The sequence below is a fragment of the Mesorhizobium sp. M1006 genome, assembly GCF_040318825.1.
GTDB lineage: Bacteria > Pseudomonadota > Alphaproteobacteria > Rhizobiales > Rhizobiaceae > Mesorhizobium.
Window position 1 is genome coordinate 1 of record NZ_JAMYMZ010000026.1, and the last position, 21,828, is coordinate 21,828.

At 61.6% G+C, this 21,828-nt stretch carries 21 protein-coding genes and 1 tRNA gene; 8 read left to right on the forward strand and 14 right to left on the reverse strand.

The annotated features are described in order from the left end of the window. Positions 1 to 161 precede the first annotated feature (161 nt). The 4 genes from NKH60_RS22315 to NKH60_RS22330 are packed head-to-tail and all read left to right on the forward strand — an operon-like array spanning position 162 to position 2,784. Positions 162 to 695 carry a sigma-70 family RNA polymerase sigma factor gene (locus NKH60_RS22315; protein WP_502907763.1) on the forward strand — a complete coding sequence of 178 codons (534 nt, stop codon included), beginning with the start codon at positions 162 to 164 and terminating at the stop codon, positions 693 to 695. Continuing rightward, positions 692 to 1,465, forward strand: coding sequence for an anti-sigma factor family protein (locus NKH60_RS22320; protein WP_352873347.1), 774 nt, complete (start codon positions 692 to 694; stop codon positions 1,463 to 1,465). The genes NKH60_RS22315 and NKH60_RS22320 overlap by 4 nt, the downstream gene beginning before the upstream one ends. Before the next feature lie 24 nt (positions 1,466 to 1,489). After that, complete coding sequence (locus NKH60_RS22325; RefSeq protein WP_352448927.1) at positions 1,490 to 2,197, forward strand: Bax inhibitor-1/YccA family protein; 708 nt, start codon at positions 1,490 to 1,492, stop codon at positions 2,195 to 2,197. A 32-nt stretch (positions 2,198 to 2,229) separates the two neighbouring features. Beyond that, positions 2,230 to 2,784: a DUF2076 domain-containing protein gene (locus NKH60_RS22330; protein WP_352873349.1), complete on the forward strand. Its 555-nt coding sequence runs from the start codon at positions 2,230 to 2,232 to the stop codon at positions 2,782 to 2,784. A gap of 99 nt (positions 2,785 to 2,883) precedes the next feature. On the opposite strand, the gene NKH60_RS22335 is transcribed toward NKH60_RS22330, so the two are convergent. The 9 genes from NKH60_RS22335 to NKH60_RS22375 all read right to left on the reverse strand — a co-directional run bounded on the left by NKH60_RS22335 (position 2,884) and on the right by NKH60_RS22375 (position 12,299). Next, positions 2,884 to 3,474, reverse strand: coding sequence for a hypothetical protein (locus tag NKH60_RS22335; protein ID WP_352873351.1), 591 nt, complete (start codon positions 3,472 to 3,474; stop codon positions 2,884 to 2,886). Between the two features lie 218 nt (positions 3,475 to 3,692). Next, a complete protein-coding gene (locus NKH60_RS22340) occupies positions 3,693 to 4,511 on the reverse strand; it encodes an MBL fold metallo-hydrolase (RefSeq protein WP_352873353.1) in 819 nt (272 codons plus the stop codon). 3 nt (positions 4,512 to 4,514) lie between these two features. After that, positions 4,515 to 5,309, reverse strand: a complete 795-nt coding sequence (locus tag NKH60_RS22345) for a TatD family hydrolase (RefSeq protein WP_352873355.1) — start codon at positions 5,307 to 5,309, stop codon at positions 4,515 to 4,517. Continuing rightward, positions 5,309 to 6,895, reverse strand: coding sequence for a methionine--tRNA ligase (gene metG / locus NKH60_RS22350; RefSeq protein ID WP_352815662.1), 1,587 nt, complete (start codon positions 6,893 to 6,895; stop codon positions 5,309 to 5,311). Before metG ends, NKH60_RS22345 begins: the two co-directional genes overlap by 1 nt. Before the next feature lie 122 nt (positions 6,896 to 7,017). Then, complete coding sequence (locus tag NKH60_RS22355; protein WP_352766618.1) at positions 7,018 to 8,073, reverse strand: DNA polymerase III subunit delta'; 1,056 nt, start codon at positions 8,071 to 8,073, stop codon at positions 7,018 to 7,020. Continuing rightward, on the reverse strand, positions 8,070 to 8,744 hold the full coding sequence (gene tmk, locus NKH60_RS22360) for a dTMP kinase (RefSeq protein ID WP_352448921.1): 675 nt from the start codon (positions 8,742 to 8,744) through the stop codon (positions 8,070 to 8,072). Before tmk ends, NKH60_RS22355 begins: the two co-directional genes overlap by 4 nt. A gap of 64 nt (positions 8,745 to 8,808) precedes the next feature. Next, positions 8,809 to 9,969: a D-alanyl-D-alanine carboxypeptidase family protein gene (locus NKH60_RS22365; RefSeq protein ID WP_352873357.1), complete on the reverse strand. Its 1,161-nt coding sequence runs from the start codon at positions 9,967 to 9,969 to the stop codon at positions 8,809 to 8,811. Positions 9,970 to 10,070: 101 nt separating this feature from the next. Then, positions 10,071 to 11,294, reverse strand: a complete 1,224-nt coding sequence (locus NKH60_RS22370; protein WP_352873359.1) for a septal ring lytic transglycosylase RlpA family protein — start codon at positions 11,292 to 11,294, stop codon at positions 10,071 to 10,073. A gap of 273 nt (positions 11,295 to 11,567) precedes the next feature. Next, positions 11,568 to 12,299: a hypothetical protein gene (locus tag NKH60_RS22375; RefSeq protein ID WP_352873361.1), complete on the reverse strand. Its 732-nt coding sequence runs from the start codon at positions 12,297 to 12,299 to the stop codon at positions 11,568 to 11,570. A 460-nt stretch (positions 12,300 to 12,759) separates the two neighbouring features. Here NKH60_RS22375 and NKH60_RS22380 point away from each other — a divergent pair. The 4 genes from NKH60_RS22380 to rimO all read left to right on the forward strand — a co-directional run bounded on the left by NKH60_RS22380 (position 12,760) and on the right by rimO (position 15,839). Further along, positions 12,760 to 12,849, forward strand: a tRNA-Ser gene (locus NKH60_RS22380). Between the two features lie 277 nt (positions 12,850 to 13,126). Beyond that, entirely contained in the window at positions 13,127 to 13,534 is a 408-nt protein-coding gene (locus NKH60_RS22385) for a DUF930 domain-containing protein (RefSeq protein WP_036238130.1), read from the forward strand. 190 nt (positions 13,535 to 13,724) lie between these two features. Then, on the forward strand, positions 13,725 to 14,384 hold the full coding sequence (locus NKH60_RS22390) for a TerC family protein (RefSeq protein ID WP_352682728.1): 660 nt from the start codon (positions 13,725 to 13,727) through the stop codon (positions 14,382 to 14,384). Positions 14,385 to 14,525: 141 nt separating this feature from the next. After that, positions 14,526 to 15,839: a 30S ribosomal protein S12 methylthiotransferase RimO gene (rimO, locus tag NKH60_RS22395; protein WP_352873364.1), complete on the forward strand. Its 1,314-nt coding sequence runs from the start codon at positions 14,526 to 14,528 to the stop codon at positions 15,837 to 15,839. Between the two features lie 63 nt (positions 15,840 to 15,902). Here the strand turns inward: rimO and NKH60_RS22400 are convergent, their stop codons facing one another. From NKH60_RS22400 to NKH60_RS22420, 5 genes are all read right to left on the reverse strand, one after another. Next, the gene (locus NKH60_RS22400; protein ID WP_352873366.1) at positions 15,903 to 16,970 is read right to left on the reverse strand and encodes a BMP family ABC transporter substrate-binding protein; all 1,068 of its coding nucleotides are present in this window, start codon (positions 16,968 to 16,970) and stop codon (positions 15,903 to 15,905) included. A 47-nt stretch (positions 16,971 to 17,017) separates the two neighbouring features. Next, positions 17,018 to 17,992: an ABC transporter permease gene (locus NKH60_RS22405; protein ID WP_352448916.1), complete on the reverse strand. Its 975-nt coding sequence runs from the start codon at positions 17,990 to 17,992 to the stop codon at positions 17,018 to 17,020. Further along, positions 17,992 to 19,104 (reverse strand): ABC transporter permease, encoded by a 1,113-nt coding sequence (locus tag NKH60_RS22410; RefSeq protein WP_352636755.1) that lies wholly within the window; start codon positions 19,102 to 19,104, stop codon positions 17,992 to 17,994. The genes NKH60_RS22405 and NKH60_RS22410 overlap by 1 nt, the downstream gene beginning before the upstream one ends. Then, the gene (locus NKH60_RS22415) at positions 19,101 to 20,693 is read right to left on the reverse strand and encodes an ABC transporter ATP-binding protein (protein WP_502906644.1); all 1,593 of its coding nucleotides are present in this window, start codon (positions 20,691 to 20,693) and stop codon (positions 19,101 to 19,103) included. The genes NKH60_RS22410 and NKH60_RS22415 overlap by 4 nt, the downstream gene beginning before the upstream one ends. Positions 20,694 to 20,845: 152 nt before the next feature. Further along, positions 20,846 to 21,823 (reverse strand): quinone oxidoreductase family protein, encoded by a 978-nt coding sequence (locus NKH60_RS22420; protein ID WP_352736467.1) that lies wholly within the window; start codon positions 21,821 to 21,823, stop codon positions 20,846 to 20,848. Positions 21,824 to 21,828 lie beyond the last annotated feature (5 nt).

The window sequence follows — 21,828 nt, forward strand, 5'->3', positions numbered from 1 at the left end:
TCGAGAAGACAGCCCGAAACTACCTCGCCATCGTCACCATCGCCGCAACCGTCCTCTGGATCAGATAAGTGTCCACACGACCTAGGACGAGAACGCGGCGAGCCGTAAGAAAATTTCGGGGAGAGCGGGATTAACATCCCGACCTGCTCCGTAAACAGGACATGAAACGGCCGATGCCACGCTTCGATATTCTGGGACAGCTCGGTTCGCTGCGCCGCTATGCACGCTCGCTGACGCGCGACAGCGCCGATGCAGAGGATCTGGTGCATGATGCGCTGGTGCGTGCCTATGAGCGACGCGGCAGCTTCCGCTCCGGCGGAAATCTTCGCGTATGGCTGCTGTCGATCGTCCATAATGCATTCATCGACGGTCTGCGGTCCCGCAAATCCGAAGCGATGCGCATCGAACAGGCCGGCTATTTCGCCGAGGCGAATGTCCCGGCGCCGCAGGAACATTCGGTCCGTCTGGCGCAGGTGCGCGAAGCGTTTTTCGAATTGCCGGAGGAGCAGCGTTCGGCGTTGCATCTCGTCGCCATCGAGGGGCTTAGCTACAGCCAGGCCGCTGAGGTGAGTGGCGTGCCGCTTGGCACGCTGATGTCGCGCATCGGCAGGGCGCGTGCGGCCCTGCGCGAGATGGAGGACGCGGTGCCGGCACGCGCGAAAGGCCATCTGAAGATCGTCGGAGGTGGATCATGAACCAACTGCGCGATCCCGTGACCGACGCCGATCTCGACGCCTATGTCGACGATCAGCTGGACGTGGCTCGTCGCATCGAGGTCGAGGCGTTCCTTTCGGCCCGCCCGGACGCGGCCGCGCGGGTGATGTCCGACTTACGGATGCGTGACGAATTGCGCGTGGCACTTGCCGGATCGAAAGGCATGGCGCGGCCCGCGACGGCCGATGCTGCACGGCGGCTGGAGCGGGGATTGGCGCGCGGCCGCGTCCTTGGTGCTTTGCAGCGAGCTGCGGCAGTCGCTGTCTTCGTCGCTGCCGGCTGGCTTGCGAACGGGCTCATCGGACCGATATCGGTGACGGAAGTCGTCGCTTCGACCCATCCGCCGGCCTATGTGGAGGATGCGGTCCGGGCGCACCGCACGATGCTCGTGCGCGAGGCGATGTCGTCGCAACCCGAAGCGCCCGGCTACAATGCCGACGAAATCCGCGCCGCGACGGCGATCGTGATGCCATCGCTGCCAGCGGACTGGACGGTCCGTGACGTGCAGATCTATCCATCGCAATTCGGACCGAGCGTCGAGATGGCTGTCGAGACGAAAGAGATGGGGCTGGTCTCGTTGTTCGCGATCAGGCCCGGAACATTCGACGTCGTCAAGCCGACCGTCGTTCCCTCGGGCGAAGTTTCCTCGGCTTATTTCCAGATCGGCGAGGTCGCCTACGCGGTCGTCGGACGCAGCGATGTCGGCGGTCTCGATCGCACGGCCGAAGCCCTCGCCAAAACGCTTTACTGATCGACCTGCAAGAAGGAGAACCACATGAACAATCTCGGATATATCGGGGCCGGAGCCCGAGCCGGAGCCGTCTACGATGAAGGCCTGCGCCGGCACATGCTGCGCGTCTATAACTATATGGGCCTTGGCCTCGTCGTTACGGGCGTGATCGCGTTCGTGGTGGCTTCCACGCCCGCTCTTTACGTGCCGATCTTCTCCACACCGCTGAAATGGGTGGTGATGCTGGCCCCGCTGGCCTTTGTGCTCTTGTTCTCGTTTCGGATGCAGGCGATGTCGGCAGCCGGCGCCCAGGCGATGTTCTGGGCATTCTGCGCGGTCATGGGCCTGTCGCTGGCTTCCGTGTTCCTGGTCTTTACCGGCACCAGCATCGCACGCACCTTCTTCATCGCCGCCACCATGTTCGGCGCGACCAGCCTTTACGGGTACACGACCAAACGCGACCTGACGCAGTTTTCGTCGTTCCTGATCATGGGCCTGATAGGCGTGGTGATCGCCAGCATCGTCAATATCTTCCTGGGCTCGACCGCGCTCCAATTCGCGATCTCTGTGATCGGCATTGCCGTCTTCATCGGCCTCACCGCCTGGGATACCCAGACGATCAAGGAGCAGTACGCGGAAAACTTCGGCGCGGAATCACAGCAGAAACTCGCTGTCTTCGGTGCATTCTCGCTCTATCTGAACTTCATCAACATCTTCCAACTGCTGTTGAACTTCACCGGCGAGCGCGAATAGCCGGCGTTGAACCAAGACCGGAGTTGGACATCATGGACAGAAATGATCAGCAAGCGATCGGACAGCTCTTCGAGAAGTTGGCAAGCGCCGAGCGCCAGGCGCCGCCGCGCGATGCCGAAGCAGAGCGCTTCATCCAGGACCAGATCACCCAGCAGCCTGGGGCGCCATATTACATGGCCCAGACGATCGTGGTGCAGGAGCAGGCCCTGAACGCAGCTCAGGCGCGCATAGAAGAACTGGAGGAGCAGGCGCGGCAGCCGGCCGGCGGTGGACCGCTCTGCGGCTTCTTCGGCCGCAGCGACGGCAGGCGCTTAGGCTCGGTTCCGCGGGTAGGGCGCACCGCCTCCGTTGCAACTGAAGGGCCGCAGGACACGCCACAGCGGGCAGGCGGCGGTTTTCTTGCCGGCGCCGCGCAGACCGCGATGGGCGTGGCGGGCGGCGTGCTGCTCGGCAACGCGATCGCCGGCGTGTTTGGCGGCAGCGAAGCGAAGGCAGCTGAACAGCCGTCGCCGCAGCCGGACGAAGCCGATCAGGCAGGCGATTCCAGCTCCGATAATGGCGGTGACTTCGGTGATATGGAGTTCTGACGAGCGACCCAGTCTGCCTGTGCTGGCGCTGGTGACGATTGCGGGTCAGCATAGGCGAGGTGGCGAGGGCAACATCCGGGAAGCGAGCCTCGCCGGCGGCTAATAGCCCAGGCGCTTCAGTTCAGCCTTGACCGCCGCGATCGTCTTGAAGCGGAAGCGCTTCGTTGTGCCGTCGCGCCAATGGCAGTCGCATGTGGCATCGAACTTCCGGCTCGCTTTCAATTGAGTCAGCGCCTTCTGGCCTGGCTTGGGGCCATCGAAGATGCGAACCTCGTAGAGCGTCCCTTCGACATCGTAGTGCATCTGAGCCCAGGAAAGTATCACGATCAGTTCCTTTGCCGGGTCGTGGTCGGCGTTGGCGAGGCCGAGCGCGATGTCCGGTGTGTCGCCCTCTTGTTCACCGATCGTGACCTGGATTGCGCGATATCTGTTGTCAGCTAGCCGTTGCAGCGCGACGAGCGGGCGTTCCGGATATTCCTCGGCGGTCTGGTAATCGACGAAGAGTGTCTGGAGGCCGTTCCAGCTCACGGCTGTGGTGTGCGGATCAGCATTGTCGGCGAACCCAACAACACGTTTGGCGAAAGCCAGGTCGTTCTCGCCTGGCGTACGATCAAGGTCCTGCGCTCGCGCGCCAGTTAGCGCGCAGGCGAGGGTGAGGGTAAGACTTGCAAGCAGGGGGAGCGTCTTCATGATTCGTAACCCTAGCATGCCCGTTACCTCCACAGCGCTGTTGCGAATGTCTAAGAGTGACCGGTCTAATCTCGCCGCCAACGGATGCTATAGGCGTAGTCGCATAAGGCCTAGTCGCATAAGATAGATTATGGAACTGGCGTAGCCGATTGGATGTGCGTGAAGATAGCACTCCGCGAGATCCAAACCCGGGAACCCAGCCGTAAAAACCTCGCCCTTCACGCTGATTCGTAAGGGATTTCGATCGTCATGCCGTCATAAGCAGGCTCGACGTTGGCCGGCGTCTCGGCCATTACCGTGGCGTAGTCGAGCGGAACATGCATATGCGTCAGCACCGCGTTCTTCGGCGCCAGTCTTTCGATCCAGCCAAGCGCCTGGCCAAGCGACAGATGGCTCGGATGAACGGTGTATTGAAGCGCGTCGATGACCAGCATGTCCAGCCCGCGCAAACGCTTGGCGGTCGACTCCGGAAAGTCGCTGACGTCAGGGCAATAGGCCAGCCCGCCGATGCGGAAACCCAGCGAGGTGATGTCGCCATGGAGCTGCAGCAGCGGTTCGAGGGTGAGGGCGCCGCCCTCGCCTGCGATCACCACCGGCCTGTGGTGGTCGATGATATGGGCATTGACGATCGGCGGATACGAACTGCCTTTCGGTGTTTCGAAACAGTAGTGGAACGCCTCGCGTAGGCGCAGCATGGTGGCCTGATCGGCATGGATGTCGATCCGGTGGCGCTGCTCGAGCACGAAGCCGCGCAAATCGTCGATGCCGTGGATATGGTCGGCATGCGGATGTGTATAGACCACCGCATCGATGCGCTTGACGGATGCCAGCAGCATCTGCTCGCGGAAATCCGGGCCGGTGTCGATGACGACCGTGGTCCGGGCGCCACTCGCCGCGATCCGCTCGACAAGCGCTGCGGTGCGCGTGCGCCGGTTCCGGGGGTTCGCGGGATCGCAATTGCCCCAGTCGCCGGTGATGCGTGGCGTGCCCGGCGATGAGCCGCAGCCGAGGACGGTAAGACGTAACCGGTCGCTCATGCGTCAGGCGCCCGGCGCGCTCGGGCGCGGCATTTTCCTGAACAGCCGGAAGAAGTTATCCGTGGTGATGTCAGCGATCTCGGCATCGCTGACGCCGATCGTCTCGGCCAGCACCTTGGCTGTATGCGCGACATAGGCGGGCTCATTGCGCTTGCCGCGAAACGGGATCGGCGCCAGGTATGGCGCGTCGGTTTCGACCAGCAGACGGTCGCGCGGCACATCGGCGGCGACGGCGCGCAGCTCGGCGGAGTTCTTGAAGGTCAGGATTCCGGAAAACGAGACGTACCCGCCGAGCGCCACGCCGATCTCGGCCAGCCGGCGTCCCGACGAAAAACAGTGCAGGATGAAGGGGAAGGCGCCCTTCCCTGTTTCTTCTTCGAGGATATCAGCCATGTCGTCGTCGGCGTCGCGCGAATGGATGACCAGCGGCAGACCGGTCACGCGCGCCGCGGCGATGTGGGTGCGAAAGCCCTGCGCCTGTGCGTCGCGCGGCGCATGATCGTAGAAATAGTCGAGTCCGGCCTCGCCGATCGCCACCACTTTGCGATGAGCAGAGAGCCGCACCAGATCATCGACAGTGACATCAAGCTCTTCGGCCGCATTATGCGGATGGGTGCCGACCGAGCAATAGACCTCATCGAAAGTCTCTGCAATCTCAAGCACTTGGTTAAATCGCTTCACCCTCGTCGAGATCGTCACCATTCGGCCGATGCCGGCCGCTAGGGCGCGGGCGACAATGGCCGCCCGCTCTTCGGCGAAATCCGGAAAGTCGAGATGGCAGTGACTGTCGACCAGCATCAGGCGCTTGTATCCGTTTGCTCGACATAGCGTGGAAATACCGGTTCCGGCGCCGGCAGCGGCGTACCGGATACCAGCGAATGGCCTTCCGCGACATGCTCGAAATTACGGCTGCCGGCCGGCACCGCCAAAAGGTCTAGTAGCTTTGCCGCCGACTGCGGAATGAAGGGCTGGCACAGCAACCCGACACGCCGGATCACCTCAGCGGTCGTCCACAGTACCGTTTCCATGCGCGCCGGATCGGTCTTCTTCAGTGCCCATGGCTCCTGCCCGGCGAAATAGCGGTTGGCTTCGGCCACCACGCCAAAGATCGCCGCCAGAGCAAAGTGGATGCCCTGGTCGGCCATCGTCCTGCGCGCCGTGACAAGGGCGGTATCTGCCTGATCGAGGATCGCTTTGTCGGCATTGCTCAATTCGCCGCGCTTAGGCACCACGCCGCGGCAGTTCTTGGCGATCATGGACAGCGAGCGCTGCGCCAGATTGCCGAGATCGTTGGCGAGGTCGGCATTGGTGCGGTTGACGATTGCATCATGGCTGTAGCTGCCGTCCTGGCCGAACGGCACTTCGCGCATGAAGAAATAGCGCACTTGGTCGAGGCCGTAGTGCTCGATCATCGCGAACGGGTCGACGACATTGCCGACCGACTTCGACATCTTCTCGCCACGGTTGAACAGAAAACCATGCGCAAACACGCGCTTCGGCAATTCGATGCCGGCCGACATCAGGAATGCCGGCCAGTAGACCGCGTGGAAGCGGATGATATCCTTGCCGATGACGTGGACGTTCGCCGGCCAGAAAGACCATCTCTCATTGGTCGGATCCGGATAACCGGCGGCGGTGATGTAATTGGTTAGGGCATCGACCCAGACATACATCACATGCTTCTCATCGCCGGGCACCGGCACGCCCCATTTGAATGTGGTGCGCGAGATCGACAGATCCTTCAGGCCGGATTTGACAAAGCTGATGATTTCATTGCGCCGCTCCGCCGGTCCGACGAACTCGGGGCTGTTCTCATAGAGCGCGAGCAGTCTGTCCTGATAGGCGGAAAGGCGGAAGAAATAGCTCTCTTCCTCGGTCCATTCGACAGGCGAGCCGAGCGGTTCGCGGCGCACGCCGTCGTCACCGACCTTGGTTTCGGCCTCGTCGAAATAGGCTTCCTGCCGCACCGAATACCAGCCACTGTAGCGGTCGAGGTAGATGTCGCCATTCTCAGCCATGCGCGTCCAGATCGCCTGGCAGGCCTTGTAATGACGCTCTTCGGTGGTGCGGATGAAAACGTCGTTCGAGCAACCGGTCGCTTCGAGCATCGAGCGGAAGATCGCCGAGTTGCGATCGGCAAGCGCTTTCGGCGTCAGGCCTTCGGCGTCCGCCGTCTGCTGCATCTTCAAACCGTGCTCGTCGGTTCCCGAGACGAAGAAGACGTCCTTGCCATCGAGCCGCTGGAAGCGGGCCAGCGTGTCGCTGGCGATGACATTGTAGGCATGGCCGATATGCGGCTTGCCGTTCGGATAGAAAATCGGCGTCGTGACGTAGTATTTTTCGCGTGCCATGGATGAGCCGTCATGAATGTCTGAATGAAAGATGTCGCGGTGAGATATCGCATCGAAACGGCAATTGCCATCCGACGCCAATGTGGTGGCTTCGAAGTTCCTGCGATTGATTGGGAATCAATACTCAGGGGCTTCAAAAGCCACGCCAGCGGCCGTCACATTCGCATTGCAGAATTCAGGCGGTCGATCATGGTCAGGGCGTGCTGCTTTTTGTCGAGGTTGTAGGTCTCGGTTTCAGATATAGCGTTCAAAGCCGCGTGCCAAGTATCCGACAGCGTTTTGGCTCGCGCGAGATCGCCGGCGAGCGCGGCCTGGCTGGCGCCGGCCGACAGCAGATCAAGCGCACGGCGATTGAATATCTCGAACGGGATCGCCTGGTCGCGGCCGGCGACCGCCTCGGCAAGACGGTAGGCGCCCGCGACATCTAACTTCTTGGACATCACCAGAGCGTCGAGGGTGGCGGCGATTTCGAGCCCGCCATACTGCGTCAACAGGATCGCATTGCGCGCGCTGCCCCCTGACCGCTCCGCCAGCGCCGCGCGCGCCGCAGGATCCGCCGGTGGCGGCGGCTCGATGCCCTCCAGAACCGTCATCAAGCTCTCGGCATCGAGCGGCGCCAACCGCACCATCTGGCAGCGCGACCTGATCGTCGGCAGCAGACTGCCCGGCGCATGGACGATGAGGATGAATAAGGTGCGCGCGGGTGGCTCTTCAAGATTCTTCAGCAAGGCATTGGCAGCATTGGTGTTCATGTCGTCGGCGGGATCGACGATAACCACCCGGTAGCTGCCGTCGTGCGAGGTCAGCGACAGAAAACGGCTGACCTTGCGGATTTCGTCGACCGTGACCACTGTCTTGAAGCTCTTGGTCTTGTCGTTCGCCGGGCGTGTAAGATGCAGCACCGAAGGATGCGCGCCGGTGGCGATCTGTCGAAACAGCGACGAAGCCGGATCTGGAACGGCAAGGCTTTCCGGCGCCTGCTCGAAGGCCGGGTGCTTCAACAGATGATGCGCCAGGTGAAAGGCCAGCGTCGCCTTGCCGATGCCAACCGGTCCGGCAAAGATCAGTGCGTGCGGCAGCTTTCCCGAGCGGTAAGCGGTGGCGAGCATGTTGGCCGCCTGCAGGTGACCGACAAGACGCGGCGTCTCGGATGGCTCGGGCACCCCGTCCAGCGTGTCGTGCTGTTCGGGCGCGATGCGTTCGAAAATCATGCTGGCGCCGCCTGCCTTCTTTGCGCCGGCATCATCCTCTCGAGAGCCGCGAAGACCGCGGCGGTAACGACATCCTCCACCGCATCTAGGTCGGCTGAGGCATCGACGACAACGCAGCGTTCGGGTTCAGCTGAGGCGATCGCGAGAAACGCCTCGCGCCGGCGTTGGTGGATGGCCAATGTTTCTTTCTCGAAGCGGTCCGGTCCGTCACTGCTGCCCCGCCGGGCGGTAGCGCGCCTCAGGCCCTCGGCGGGGTCGATGTCGAAGATCAGTGTCATGTCCGGCACCATGCCGTTGATGGCGACCTTCTCCAATGCGTCCATGAATGCCGGGTCGAGGCCGCCGGTGACGCCCTGGTAGACGCGCGAGGAATCCATGAAACGATCGCAAAGTACGACCGAACCGCGCTCGACTGCCGGCCGGATGACCTGTTCGACATGGTCGGAACGCGCAGCGGCGAAAAGCAGAGCTTCCATCTTGGGGCCGAACGGCTCGGCTGCGCCTGAAAGCAGGACATGCCTGACCGCCTCCGCGCCCGGCGAGCCACCCGGCTCACGTGTCACCAGCACATCGTATTTCTTGGCGCGCATCTTCTTTGCCAGCCGCTCGATCTGCGTCGACTTGCCTGCTCCTTCGCCGCCTTCAAAAGTGATGAAAAATCCGCGCGCCAAAGCCTTTGTCCATACTTCGGGGACCGTATAGTCCCGGCGGAAAAAAAGGTCCACCGCGACGGTGCTAACGCAGCCAGCCGACGGCCAGTTCCTTGGCGGCGTCGAGCACGCGCTGCGGCAGCGAACCGACACCGATCGACTCGGCGGCAAACAGCGGCGTCTCCTGGCTCAGCGTCTCGCCGATCCAGACGCGCAGCGTACCCACCGGCTGCCCCTCCTCCACCGGCGCTGCCACCGGTCCGTCATAGACGATCCTGGCGGTGAGCTTGTCGCGGTTGGTGATCGGCAGGAAGATCTGCACCGGTCCTTTTGCCTTTAACGCGACACCGGACTTGGCACCGCCAAAGACCTGGGCTTCGCCAACCACTTCGTCCTTGGCGAATACTTCAGTCTTCTCGAAGGAGCGAACGCCCCAGTCGAGCAGCTTTCGCGCTTCCTCAGCCCGCTCACGGTCGTTTGCCAGACCGCTCATCGCCGCGATCACCCTTGTGCCGTTGTGGCTGACCGAGCCGACAATGCCGAACCCGGATTGCTCGCTGGCACCGACCGCGAGCCCGTCGGCGCCTATGTCCATGGCCAGTAGCGGATTGCGGTTCCTCTGGGAAATCTTGTTCCAGGTAAAATCCTTCTGGCCGTAATAGCGGTAGAGATCCGGGTAGTTGCGCCAGATATGCAGCGCCAGAAGCGCGAGTTCGCGAACGCTCGTTTGCTGCCCATCGGCCGGCAGACCGGTGGAATTGACGAAAGTCGATTTCGGCAAGCCGATCTGGCGGGCACGTTCGGTCATCTGCGCCGCGAAGTTTGCTTCGGACCCGGCCATCCCTTCAGCGATGACGATACAGCCGTCATTGGCCGCCTGCACGGTCACGCCCTGGATCAGGTCTTCCAGCCGGATCGTCGACTTGAGCTTGGCGAACATGGTCGATGTCCCCGAAGGAGCGCCGCCTTTGCGCCAGGCGTTCTCGCTCACCACGAAGGTGTCATCGAGCGTCATGCGCCCTGATTTGATGGCGTCGAAAGCCACTTCCATCGTCATCAGCTTGGCCAGCGAGGCCGGCGGGATCAACCTGTCGGCGTCCTTGGAAAACAGCACGGTTCCGGTTTCGGCATCGATCATGAAGGCCTGGGCGGCCTTGGTCTCGAAAAGCTGAGCTGAGGCCTGCGCAAGCGAGAGCAGCAGCAGGCCGAGCGCCACAAGCCCGGTGAAAGGGTGAAAAGATTTCATCAGGTTCGACCAATGAGCCGGCGCTTTTGCAAGTTGGCAGAAGCTATCAGGCTTTTGCCTGGCGGATCAATCGCGCGCGAAAAAACCAGGCAGCCCCAAGCTCAGTTGCGTACAGCAAGCGCATCCGGCGCACCATGCGACCAAGCTGCCTGCAGCATCTCGTCCAGGCTGCCACGACCGTCGGCAAAGAGGTTGACCGAGTACCAGTCCTTGCCTTCAAGTTCCGAGCGCTGGATTTCGGTCTTGCCGAAGCTGGAAAGCTGGGCCGCCACACGCTCCGCTTCGGCGGCATTCTCGAATGAACCCGCCGCGACATAGGCGGTGGGCGACCCGGCTGGAGGGGCTTGCCGCTTCCACGGTTGAAGAAGCTCGGCGGGCGACATGCCGGCGCCATCCAGCCCGGCAAACGCGTTGGAGGCGCGCTGCACGCGCTCGTCGGCGTAAGACAGCGACGCCATGGTGAACGGCGATTGCGCCGGCAGGTTGATCTCCGGACGCTCCGGCACGATCGGGCCGAAATCGGGCAGTACAATGTCTCCCGAAGCAGATGCTTGCACCGCCATGACAGGCCGTGCATCGGATCCCTGCCCGGAATTCGTCAGCTGACCGGGGAACGGCACGGCAGCAGCGCTCACCGGCAGGCTTGGCGACGGCCCATTCATCGCGACCATGACGCCGCTGGGCAGACCGTCCGACGGATCCGGCGCCCTGTTGCCTGGACGATACGAAGCCACCAGATACTGCCCGTCATTGCCTTCGAGCGGCGCACGGCCGACATATTCGACCTTCACCTCGGCCGTACCGACATTGGCATAATCGAGCATTTCAGCAGCGCGCTTCGACACATCGATGATGCGTCCATCATGATAGGGCCCGCGGTCGTTGACGCGCACGATCACCGAGCTGCCGGTCTTCATGTTGGTGACCCGCGCATAGCTCGGCAGCGGCATGGTCGGATGCGCCGCCGTCAGATCTGCCATGTCGTAGACTTCGCCGTTGGCCGTCAACCGGCCGTGGAAGGCCTCACCGTACCAGGATGCGAGGCCAACCTTGGCGTAACGTTTGTCTTCCTTCGGATAATACCACTTGCCGCGCACCTGATAGGGCTTGCCGAGCTGGTCGCGTCCGCGAGACGTCTTGAACATGACGCGCGGGCTGGCTCTCACGCCGTATTCGGCTTCGGAAAAATATTCCTTGGAGCGAGGTTTCTTGTTGACCATCGCCCTTTGCTGCGGCCCGGCACATGCTGCAAGAAAGGCTGCCGACAAGGCAAACAGCGCGAAAGCGGAAGCGCGACGAAGACGCGGGCGCGCCGTGGTCTGCATATTTTGATTGTCCCCTATAGCATCGACGAAGGCACCGCAGCATGAACGTCAGCGATGCCAAAGCACCCACTCCAGAAACGCCGGCGACGCCCTACCCCAATCCTTTTTGTGCGCAGGAATTGTTTATCACCGTATTAACCGATTGTGGTCGGAACCGGGCGAGATTGTGGCACGGACCGCCTCGCTGATCGGCATGAAAATCATCGCTTATCGATCAGAAACGCCATTCGTGGCGCACTTTGCCCCTGGCTTGGCGTGGCTGCGAGCGCAGATTCAGGGACCGAATATCACAAGTTCGGTGAACGTCAGATCTCCAGGTGCGGGTGGTCTGGGACCTTTGAAGTATTTCAGCCCCTTGTTGGGGCGGTACCATCCCACCAAGCCTGGAATCGGCTCCTTGGCGTCGACAAAGCAAACCAGGATTCCGCTTCGCAAGAGAAAGCGCCCCATCGCGCCGGCGCAGCGGCTCAAATCCGCAAGCGAGCGGCAATAGATGACTTGGTGGCATCGGATAACACCGTGCAACATTCGGCGCGGCATCAACACCAGGGGGAACGCTACTCCGTCGCAAATGCAGATCAACGACAGGCAGCCCAGCGCGGCGTGTTCCGACAGTATGTATCTCTCACTCTCGGGCAGCATCGCCAATTCCGGGAGATCGGGACGCACTTCGACCACGCGACATGACCGCTGCGCCGAACTCAAAGCCGGCAAGAAGGTAAATTGTCCGCTGGAGAAGAGCCGAAAGCCGAGCGCCCGGTTGGCTTTCAATGTCGCTTGTGCCGGCGAAATGTTCGTGTAGGTCACGTCCTTCCGCTTGAGAACCGCCGCAACCAACATGGCGCCATAGGGACGGAAATCTGCATCGACTGACCAGCTTGAAAGATTGCAGCGAATTTCCTCGCTCTCCGACCCCTGATAGCGAGCATAAAGGGTGAGCACAACGCCGACGATCCGACCGGCATGCTCCAAAGCAAAGCCATATTGTGGGAACTCGGCAACCACAGGCCGCTGCGACAAGCGGGTCAGAGCGTGTATCCAGTAACTCCGATTACGCGCCGGAAAGCCCCTGCACAGGCAATCAACCACTCCCTCCCAGTCGGTTTCGCGGACTGGTCTACAGCGAAGACCGGGCGGGAGAGCGCCAAGTACGGCCAAAATCAACTCCAGAATACGATTTACTTACATGTGCCTAACGCGCCCAACATATCAGCGCTCAACGATTAATAGTCCGTGCGGGTTTTAAAAACGATTTTCCACACTCAGCACAAACACAGCTCGCCATGACGCTGCTCACCGCCCTGGATCGCGCCGAAAGGTGCGGCCGCCACGGTTGACTTGGCGCTGAATGCGGCTTTACAGGAATGGAGCGCGAACCGGTCGGGGAACGTCCTGGTGCCAATCCGGTACCGACAACTCGAACCCGCTCCTCTCGCGATATCCTAAGTGATTGAAAAATCACCTTGGAGGGATGGCCGAGCGGTTTAAGGCACCGGTCTTGAAAACCGGCGTGGGTGCAAGCCCACCGTGGGTTCGAATCCCACTCCCTCCGCCATATCCGTCTTCAATCCTGCAGGCATGACGTCGAGTTTTCCGCTCGTCGGATTCTCGACTGCCTGGGTTTAACAGGCCGGTCCGCTTCGGGGGGGGAACCGCCGCTCTGCCCCATGCAGCGCGCCACCTCTGGCGTCGCTGAGATGCGACAGGTGCTGATCGTGGCAACGATACCAAAGTACCGGTGACACCATTGCGTAATCAACAACCTGCCACAAAGCGAAGACTGTCGCCCGCCGCGCAGCCGCGCTTCGTCGGGTTGATTTCTCCGCCCGAATATGATGCTTCTCCCGCCCATGAATAAACTATTTTCTGCGGTCCTCGCATGGACGATAGTGGCTTGGCCGGCCAGCGCAATGGACAGCGCATTGCGCGCCGGCCTGCTGAAACTCGATCCGCAAACCCGGCTGGAGCAGCGATGCGACGCCGAAATTCTCGACCGGATTACCCGCGACGACCACAAATACAAAGCCGATCGTGTCGTCGCCTACGCTTTTGCGACGCCCGAAATGGGCGCCGATGCGATCAAGAGCCCGGGTGCTGCGTTTCGCAGCAAGGGACAGTGGTACCGGCTGAAATTCAAATGCGAAACAGCGCCGGACCATATGGAAGTCCTGCAGCTCCGCTATCGGATCGGTGATGAAATTCCGGAAAGCGACTGGCCCAAATACAATCTCTATAACTAGGCATTCGCGACCTGTGGCCGCATTTTGCCGGTGTTCGGGCCGATCGTCGCAAACTCTGTATATTGCCGCAATAACGGGCGGTTTGCCGACCTTGTTCCAACCAGTCCCTTGACGCGCGGGAACCATACACGTTAGGCCCTCCAGGCATTCGACGCGAACGGTCGGCCAACCAGCAAGGGACTTCCAGTCGATGGAAATTTTCACTGCCGCGGGCTTCTCTGCCCTGCTCCAGGTCATCGCCATCGACCTCGTGCTTGCAGGCGATAACGCCATCGTCATCGGCTTGGCCGCGGCGGGCTTGCCGGTCGAGCAGCGCAAGAGAGCGATTCTCATCGGCGTGGTGGCGGCGACGGTGCTGCGTATCGGTTTTGCTGCGATCACCGTCACCCTGTTACAGATTGTCGGCCTGCTGCTGGCCGGCGGCATCTTGCTGCTGTGGGTGTGCTGGAAAATGTATCGCGAGCTGCGCACGTCGTATGCCGACGAGGTGGAGGCGACCGAAGCGCTGTCCAATTCCGATATCAACAGCGATGATATGGTGGCCGGCAAGGCGCGCAAGAAGACCTTGGGTCAGGCGGCATTGCAGATCGTCATCGCCGACGTGTCGATGTCGCTCGACAACGTACTGGCGGTCGCCGGCGCGGCGCGCGATCACTTCCAGGTGCTGGTGATCGGCCTCGTCCTGTCGATCGCGCTGATGGGCCTTGCCGCGAGCTTTATCGCCAAGCTGCTGCACCGCCATCGCTGGATCGCCTACATCGGCCTTTTGATCATCTTCTATGTCGCACTCGATATGATCTATCGAGGCGCTGTGGAAGTATTGCCGCATGTCAGCAGTGCGATGAGCTGACGCATCGACTCGAACTCGCATCGGCCGGGCCTTTCAGCTTCGGCGACGCTGGCGGTTGCGTTTCGCCGCAGCCGCAGCCCATACCAATGCCGCGACAAGTGTGGTACTGCGCCGCCAATCCTGAAAATCCGGAAAGCTTTGATGTCCGCCCCTCGCGTCAGTTTCGTCAGCCTTGGATGCCCGAAAGCCCTTGTGGATTCGGAGCGCATTATCACGCGCCTGCGCGCCGAAGGCTACGAGATCGCCCGCAAGCACGACGGCGCCGACCTGGTCGTCGTCAACACCTGTGGCTTCCTCGATTCGGCTCGCGACGAATCGCTCAATGCCATCGGCTCGGCACTTTCGGAGAATGGCAAAGTTATTGTCACCGGCTGCCTCGGCGCCGAGCCGGACATCATCCGTGAAAGACATCCGAACGTCCTCGCCATCACCGGACCACAAGCTTATGAAAGCGTGATGAGGGCGGTGCATGAGGCCGCCCCCCCGAGCCACGATCCCTACATCGACCTTTTGCCGCCGCAAGGGGTCAAGCTCACGCCGCGCCACTATGCGTATCTCAAGATCTCGGAAGGCTGCAACAACCGCTGCACTTTCTGCATCATCCCGGCGCTGCGTGGCGACCTCGTATCGCGGCCGGCGGCCGACGTGTTGCGCGAAGCCGAGAAGCTGGCCAAGGCCGGGGTCAAGGAGATCCTCGTCATCTCGCAGGATACCAGCGCCTACGGCATCGATATCAAATACCAGACCAGCATGTTCGGCGATCGCGAAGTGCGGGCGAAATTCCTCGATCTATCGGAAGAACTGGGCAAGCTCGGTGTCTGGGTGCGCATGCACTATGTCTATCCCTACCCGCATGTCGCGGACGTCATCCCACTGATGGCCGAAGGCAAGATTCTTCCCTATCTCGATATCCCATTCCAGCACGCCTCGCCGCAGGTGCTGAAGAACATGCGCCGAACCGCTCATGGCGAAAAGACGCTCGAGCGCATTCGCGGCTGGCGCGACGTCTGCCCGGACCTTGCCATCCGCTCCACCTTCATCGTCGGCTTCCCCGGCGAGACGGACGACGACTTCGAGATGCTGCTCGACTGGCTGGACGAGGCCAAGATCGACCGCGCCGGCTGTTTCAAATACGAGCCGGTCAGAGGCGCCCGCTCCAACGAGCTCGGCCTCGAGCAAGTGCCGCAGGAGATCAAGGAAGCCCGCTGGCACCGCTTCATGCAGCGCCAGCAGAAGATTTCGGCAACGCAGCTAACCAAGAAAATTGGCAAGCGACTGCCGGTCCTGATCGACGAGGCGCATGGCAATTCGGCCAAGGGCCGGACCAAATACGATGCGCCCGAAATCGACGGTTCGGTCCATATCCAGTCGCGGCGGCCACTGCGCGCCGGCGACATCGTCACGGTCAAGGTCGAGCGCGCCGACGCTTACGACCTTTACGGCTCAGCCGTCTGATATTCCGTCCAAAATGAAAAGGGCGCCGCGTGGCGCCCTTTCGTTCGATATGTTTCCGACCGCCTACTGCGGCAGCTTGTCGTCGACGCCCTTCACGTAGAAATTCATGCCGAGCAACGTGGCGTCGTCGGCGACCTCGCCCTCCTTCAGCCAAGGTGTGCCGTCCTGCTTGGCGACCGGCCCGGTAAAGGGGTTCCAGCCGTCGGCAATCTTCTTGGTGGTGGCTTCGGCCATCGCCTTGACATCGTCGGGCATGTTGGTGAACGGCGCCAGCTTGACGGCGCCGTCCTTAATGCCGAGCCAGACATTATCGGGCTTCCAGGTGCCGTCGAGCGCCGCTTGGACCCGGCTGATGTAGTAGGGACCCCACTCGTCGGTCAGCGCGGTCAGCTGCGCGTGCGGCGCGAACTTGATCATGTCGGAGGACTGGCCGAAGCCGTGCAGCTTGCGCTCTTCCGCCACCTGCAAGGCAGCGGTCGAGTCGGTGTGCTGGACGATGATATCGGCGCCCTGATCGAACAATGCCTTGGCAGCATCGGCCTCCTTGCCCGGATCGAACCAGGAGTTCACCCACACGATCTTCGCCTTGAAGTTCGGGTTGATCGACTGTGCGCCGAGCATAAAGGAATTTATGCCCATCACCACTTCCGGGATCGGGAAGGAAACGATGTAGCCGGCGACGCCCGACTTCGATTGCTTGGCGGCGATCTGGCCAAGCACGTAGCGGCCTTCGTAGAAACGCGCATTGTAGATGCCGAGATTTTCGGCCGTCTTGTAGCCGGTGGCGTGCTCGAACATCACCTTGGGGAATTTCTTGGCGATCTTCACTTCCGGGTCCATGAAGCCGAAGGACGTGCCGAAAATGATCTTGCATCCCTCGCGCGCCAGGCGCTCGAATGCGCGGTCGGCATCGGGGCCTTCGGAGACGTTTTCGAGATAGGCGGTCTCGACCTTGTCGCCGAGTGCCTTTTCCACCTCGAGGCGGCCTTGGTCGTGTTGGTAGGAGTAGCCGAAATCGCCGATCGGGCCGGTGTAGACCCAGCACGCCTTCAGCTTGTCCGCCGCCTCGGCTGATGCCGCCAGCGACAATGCGGCCGTCGTCGCCATCACGGCAATAAGCAGTTTTTTCATTGTGTTACCTCTCTGAGTTAAGCCTTGGAGCTTCCGTCTTTTTGTTGTCAACGATCCGGAACGAATGGCTGGCCCAAGGAGGCCGGCGTGTTCATCATCGTCAAACGCTTGTTGCGCGAGATTAGAACGAGAACCACGACGGTTGCCAGATAGGGCAGCGAAGAAAGCAGTTGCGAGGGAAACGATTTTAAGAACGCAATTAACTTGTAGAGCAACCAGGGCGCGTCGACGAAGTCCTGCAGATTTATGGCTTGGACGTGAAGCTGGCCAACCCAGATCGCGCCGAAAATATAGGCGCCGGCCAGCACCCGCCATGGCCGCCAGGAGGCGAAGACGACCAGAGCCAGCGCGATCCAGCCGCGGCCGGCGGTCATGTTCTCCACCCATTGCGGTGTGTAGACCAGCGATAGGTGACCGCCGGCGAGGCCGGCACAAGCGCCGCCGAAAATCACTGAGAGATAGCGGTAGCGGATGACGTGGATGCCAAGCGCATGGGCGGATGCATGGCTGTCGCCGATCGAGCGCAGCGTGAGCCCGGTGCGGGTCTTGAACAGGAACCACATGACGGCGGCGGTCAGCGCGATCGAGATGTAGAAGATTGGATCCTGGCCGAACAGCAGCCTGCCAACGACCGGGATTGCGGTCAGGCCGGGAATATCGAGGTTTGGCAGCCTTTCGCCGGGCTGGCCGACAAAATTCGTTCCCATCATGCCGGAAAGGCCGAGGCCGAGCAGTGTCAGCGACAGGCCGGTGGCCACCTGATTGGTGGCCAGCGACAGCGTCATGACGGCGAACAGCAGAGAGAACACCGCCCCCATGGTGATTGCCGCCAACAGCCCTATCCAAGGCGAGCCGGTGAGATAGCCGGCGCCGAAACCGCCGACGGCACCCATGATCATCATTCCTTCGACGCCGAGATTGAGCACACCCGAACGTTCGACCACCAGTTCGCCGATCGCCGCGATCAGCAGCGGCGTCGCCGCCGTCGCGATGGTCAAGAGGATGTTGACGGTGATGTCCATCAGCGGGCTTCCTCCAGCTTCGGCGCTGCCTCGAGCTTCGGCGCGGAAAAGCCGGTCAGGCGAATGCGGTAATGGATGAGCGTGTCGCAGCCGAGCACGAAGAACAAAAGCATGCCCTGGAACACGCGCGCCACCTTGTCGGAGATGCCGAGCGCGCTTTGCACTGCCTCGCCGCCCAGATAGGTCAGCGCCAGCACAAGGCCTGCGGCGACGATGCCGAGCGGATTGAGCCGGCCGAGAAATGCCACGATGATAGCGGTAAATCCGTAGCCGGGCGAGATCACCGGCTGCAATTGTCCGATGGCTCCCGAGACCTCCGAAATCCCTGCAAGTCCGGCCAGTGCGCCCGACAGCAGGAAGGCAAAGAAGACCATGCGGTTAAGGCCAAACCCGGCGAAGCGCCCTGCCCTCGGGCTTGAGCCGAGCACGCGGACCTCGAAGCCTTTCAACATACGGCTCATCAGGATCCAGATCAGTATCGCCGCGATCAGCGCGAAGACAAATCCCCAGTTTGCCCGGCCGGATTCCGGGAGGAGTTCCGGCAGTATGGCCGAGTCGTTGAACTGGATGGTCTGCGGGAAACCGTGGCCCTGCGGATCGCGCCACGGCCCGCGTACGAGCCAATCGAGGAAGAGCTGGGCGACATAGACCAGCATCAGGCTGGTCAGGATCTCGTTGGTGTTGAAGCGCGTCTTCAGCAGTGCCGGGATTGCAGCATAGGCGGCCCCACCGACCATGCCGAGCAGAAGCATCAGCGGCAGCACCAATGGGCCTTCGAACTGCGGAAACAGCACGGGGATGATCGAGCCGACAATGCCGCCCAGGATGAACTGGCCTTCGGCGCCGATGTTCCAGATGTTGGCCTTGTAGCAGACCGACAGTCCGACCGCGATCAGGATCAGGGGGGCGGCCTTGATCGCCAGCTCATGCAACTGCCAGACCTGGCTGATCGGTTCGATGAAGTAGATGCGGAACGCGGTCAACGGGTTGACGCCGAGCAGCGCGAACATGATGGCACCGGCAATGATCGTCAAAACGAAAGCGATGAAAGGCGAGAGTGCCGAAAACAGCATCGAGCGCTGCGGGCGTTTTACAAGTTCGAGGCGCATCAGGCCGTCTCCAGCGTATGTTCGGCATGACCGGGTTCGGCGCCGCCCATCAGCAGCCCGATTTTCTCGAATGTCGCTTCAGCTATCGGTAGCGGCTTCGACAATTCGCCATTGTGCATGACCGTGATCGCATCGGAAATCTCGAACAGCTCGTCGAGGTCCTGGCTAATCACCAGCACCGCCGAGCCGCTGCGCGCCAGTTCGATCAGCGCCTGGCGGATGTGGGCCGCCGCACCCGCGTCGACCCCCCAGGTCGGCTGATTGACCACCAAGACGCTTGGCCGGCGGTCGAGTTCGCGGCCAACGATGAATTTCTGCAGATTGCCGCCCGAAAGAGCCGCTGCCTCCGGATCCGGCGCGCTCTTGCGCACGTCCATTGCCTTTATGATGCGCTGGGCAGCGGTATGGATCGCATCGCCTTTGACCATTCCACCGGTGCCGACAAACATCTTGCCATCGGTGGCGTGGCGCGACAGAAGCAGGTTCTCCGAAAGCTTCATGCGCGGTGCTGCGCCATGGCCGAGCCGCTCTTCCGGGACGAAGGCAGCGCCCATCAGACGCCTGCCGGTGATGGTGAGGCCACCGGCATCCTTGCCGCGGATGCGGACCGAGCCGGCATCCTGCTGCAGCACCTCGCCGGAAACGGATTCGAAGAATTCGCCCTGGCCGTTGCCGGCCACACCGGCAATGCCGATCACCTCGCCGGCGCGGACCTCGAGATTGATGTTCCTGAGCGGGATCGAGAACGGGGTCGCCGGCTTGCGGGTGAGTTCGCGGATTTGAAGCAGCACCGGCGCGGTCTCGATACCCTCGGCCGGCGCCCGCACCACGGCCAGCACCTCGTTGCCGACCATCATCCGCGCCAACGAAGACGCGGTTTCCTGGCGCGGATTGCAATGGCCGACCACCTTGCCGTGACGCAGCACGGTGGCGCGGTCGCAGATCCGTTTGACCTCTTCCAGCCGGTGCGAAATGTAGAGGATGGACTTTCCTTCCGAACGCAGCCGTTCGAGCGTCTCGAACAACTTATCGGCCTCCTGCGGCGTCAGCACCGAAGTTGGTTCGTCGAGGATGATAAGTTGCGGCGTCTGCAGCAGGCAGCGGATGATTTCGATGCGCTGACGCTCGCCGACCGACAGATCACCGACCAGCGATAGCGGATCGAGAGGCAGGCCGTAACTGTAGGAGAGCGCCCTCGCCTTGGCCGCGATCGTACTGATCGGCGAGCCGTCATCCAGCGACAGCGCGATGTTCTCCGCCGCCGTCAGCGCTTCGAACAGGGAAAAATGCTGGAAAACCATGCCGATGCCGAGCTTTTTTGCGGTGCCGGGGCTGGTGATCCTGACCGCCTGGCCATTCCAGAAAATCTCGCCGGAATTCGGTTCCAGCGATCCAAATAGCATTTTCACCAGGGTCGACTTGCCAGCGCCGTTCTCGCCAAGCAACGCATGGATCTCGCCCTTGGCGATGTTGAGATCGACATGGTCGCACGCCGTCAACGTGCCGAATATCTTTGTGAGGCCGCGAACCTCAAGCAGGTTTGCGCCGTCCTGATCTGCACTCACGGTGCCTCCATCTGGTTTGCCAGACATGTTCTGTGTTCCCGCAAGCATCGTATGCGCGGGCTGCTCTCTACGGTAAGCGCCTCACGACTTGAAAGAGCTTCAAGAATTTCAGCGGAAACTCAAGCGGTAAAGAGCAGTTCGCAAGAACGCCGGCGTCGGCGGCCCGAAACGGCGGGCACCTAAGGGATAAGTATTGTTGTCCCGGTGGTCCGGCGCCCTTCGAGATCGGAATGCGCTTTGCCGGCCTCGCTGAGCGCGTAACGCTGGTTTATCTTGATCTTGACGGCGCCGCTGAGCACCACGTCGAACAAGGCAGCGGCGGAAACCTCGAGGTCTTCGCGCCTGGCATTATAGACGAACAGTGTCGGCCGCGTTGCGAACAGCGAGCCCTTCTGCGCCAGCAACGAGATGCTGAAGGGCGGGATCGGCCCAGACGATTGACCGAAGCTGACGAAAGTGCCGAGCGGCCGCAGGCAATCGAGCGAGGCTGGAAATGTGTCGTTGCCGACTGAATCGTAGACAACGTCGCATTTCTCGCCACCGGTGATAGCGGCAACGCCGGCCACGAAATCCTGTTCGCGATAGTTGATCACGTGGTCGAAGCCATGCGCCTTGGCGAGCTCGATCTTGTCGGTGGAACTCGCCGTGCCGATCACTGTCGCGCCAAGATGCTTGGCCCATTGGCCGAGGATCAGCCCGACACCGCCGGCCGCCGCATGAAACAGGATCGTGTCGCCGGCTTTCACCTTGAATGTACGGCGCAACAGATATTCGGCGGTCATGCCCTTTAGCATCATGGCTGCGGCCTGTTCGTCACTGATGCCGTCCGGCACCTTCACCACGCGGTCGGCGGCGATCACGCGCTGCCCGGCATAGGCGCCGGTCGTCACGGCGTAGGCGATGCGATCGCCGGGTTTGAGCCAGTCGACATCCGAGCCGACATCCAAGACCACGCCGGCCGCCTCGCCGCCAGGGATCAGCGGAAATCCGCCCTGCGGCGGATAAAGGCCAGAGCGATAATAGACGTCGATGAAATTGAGACCGATCGCGGTATGCTTGACCAGGATCTGTCCCGAGCCCGGCTGCCCGGGATCGGCATCCTCATAGGTCAGGACCTCGGGGCCGCCATGGGCATGGATGCGGATCGCTTTGGACATTTTCT

Bases quoted from the DNA above. Each gene is read 5' to 3' on its own strand.
- NKH60_RS22315 (WP_502907763.1), top strand. From the start codon at position 162: ATGAAACGGCCGATGCCACGCTTCGATATTCTGGGACAGCTCGGTTCG.
- NKH60_RS22320 (WP_352873347.1), top strand. From the start codon at position 692: ATGAACCAACTGCGCGATCCCGTGACCGACGCCGATCTCGACGCCTAT.
- NKH60_RS22325 (WP_352448927.1), top strand. From the start codon at position 1,490: ATGAACAATCTCGGATATATCGGGGCCGGAGCCCGAGCCGGAGCCGTC.
- NKH60_RS22330 (WP_352873349.1), top strand. From the start codon at position 2,230: ATGGACAGAAATGATCAGCAAGCGATCGGACAGCTCTTCGAGAAGTTG.
- NKH60_RS22335 (WP_352873351.1), bottom strand. From the start codon at position 3,474: ATGAAGACGCTCCCCCTGCTTGCAAGTCTTACCCTCACCCTCGCCTGC.
- NKH60_RS22340 (WP_352873353.1), bottom strand. From the start codon at position 4,511: ATGAGCGACCGGTTACGTCTTACCGTCCTCGGCTGCGGCTCATCGCCG.
- NKH60_RS22345 (WP_352873355.1), bottom strand. From the start codon at position 5,309: ATGCTGGTCGACAGTCACTGCCATCTCGACTTTCCGGATTTCGCCGAA.
- NKH60_RS22355 (WP_352766618.1), bottom strand. From the start codon at position 8,073: ATGATTTTCGAACGCATCGCGCCCGAACAGCACGACACGCTGGACGGG.
- NKH60_RS22365 (WP_352873357.1), bottom strand. From the start codon at position 9,969: ATGAAATCTTTTCACCCTTTCACCGGGCTTGTGGCGCTCGGCCTGCTG.
- NKH60_RS22370 (WP_352873359.1), bottom strand. From the start codon at position 11,294: ATGCAGACCACGGCGCGCCCGCGTCTTCGTCGCGCTTCCGCTTTCGCG.
- NKH60_RS22385 (WP_036238130.1), top strand. From the start codon at position 13,127: ATGATGCTTCTCCCGCCCATGAATAAACTATTTTCTGCGGTCCTCGCA.
- NKH60_RS22390 (WP_352682728.1), top strand. From the start codon at position 13,725: ATGGAAATTTTCACTGCCGCGGGCTTCTCTGCCCTGCTCCAGGTCATC.
- rimO (WP_352873364.1), top strand. From the start codon at position 14,526: ATGTCCGCCCCTCGCGTCAGTTTCGTCAGCCTTGGATGCCCGAAAGCC.
- NKH60_RS22400 (WP_352873366.1), bottom strand. From the start codon at position 16,970: ATGAAAAAACTGCTTATTGCCGTGATGGCGACGACGGCCGCATTGTCG.
- NKH60_RS22405 (WP_352448916.1), bottom strand. From the start codon at position 17,992: ATGGACATCACCGTCAACATCCTCTTGACCATCGCGACGGCGGCGACG.
- NKH60_RS22415 (WP_502906644.1), bottom strand. From the start codon at position 20,693: ATGTCTGGCAAACCAGATGGAGGCACCGTGAGTGCAGATCAGGACGGC.
- NKH60_RS22420 (WP_352736467.1), bottom strand. From the start codon at position 21,823: ATGTCCAAAGCGATCCGCATCCATGCCCATGGCGGCCCCGAGGTCCTG.